We start from the raw sequence: 885 nt of genomic DNA, 5'->3' as shown, positions 1-885 counted from the left end.
CGACAAGAATTGGGACACGGGTTTTGCGTCGTCATTATGGATGTGATGTTGGAGCATTCCAAGACGCCAATGCTGATTCTGCGACGATGATGCAGCTTTATCAAGCAATTGTTGAAGCACTCGATGATCCAGAGTGTGGAGAGCCTGGGTTTTCGTTGCAGAGGATTGATCTGACAAAAGCAACGCGTGAAGGTACGTTCCATTTTGTTTTAACGGGTGTTTTTTATCCCGATGGGCATTTGGGGGATTGGTCACACCAAGAGCCAATGAGCATCAATTTAGAGGTTGGTGATGACAGAGTTTGAACCTTTTCCTCTGCCACAAATTATTGAAGAGCTTTCTGTTGAAGCCATTTTAGAGCAAAAGATCACGCGTTTGACTGAGCTTTTTGCGGCGCATCATATTCCTTATAATGTGGAAAAGACGGCTTATGATCCGGTGGTCATTCAATTGCAAGCGGCGGCTTATGAAGAGTTGCTTTTGCGCCAGCGAATTAATGAAGTGGCGCGGGATAATTTACTCACATTTGCGCGTGGAACAAGTTTGGATCATCTGGGGGATTTTCATGGGGTCACGCGCCTTTTGGATGAAGATGATGAGCGGTTTCGCCGCCGCATTCGCTTGAATAGACAAGGACATTCCACAGGTGGCACAGCGCCACGTTACCAATATTTTGCCCTCTCAAGCGATATCCATGTCAAAGATGCTTTTGTTTATCGTGTGGCTAAAAGTCCACTTATTCATGTTGCGCTTTTTAGTGACGCCCCTTCAGGGGTAGCTGATGAGGCTTTAATTGCTAAGGTACAAGCAGCCCTTGATGCCCCCCATGTTAAAATGACCAATGACCACATCTTTGTGAAAAGCGCGGTACAGCGGATGATCAAT

The 885-nt window shown here is 46.2% G+C and carries 2 protein-coding genes; both read left to right on the top strand.

All coding sequences use genetic code 11. The annotated features are described in order from the left end of the window. The coding region (locus ACFIJP_RS09390; RefSeq protein WP_375627153.1) for a baseplate assembly protein at positions 1 to 305 on the top strand (305 nt) is incomplete at its 5' end. Then, positions 292 to 885: baseplate J/gp47 family protein (locus tag ACFIJP_RS09385; protein ID WP_375627151.1), on the top strand; the 594-nt coding region annotated here is incomplete at its 3' end. The genes ACFIJP_RS09390 and ACFIJP_RS09385, both read left to right, overlap by 14 nt.

The sequence above is a fragment of the Bartonella sp. MU37NMGALS genome (assembly GCF_042194015.1).
GTDB lineage: Bacteria > Pseudomonadota > Alphaproteobacteria > Rhizobiales > Rhizobiaceae > Bartonella > Bartonella grahamii.
Note: the sequence above shows the minus strand (reverse complement) of the source record. Positions and strands in the feature narration are given on the sequence as shown.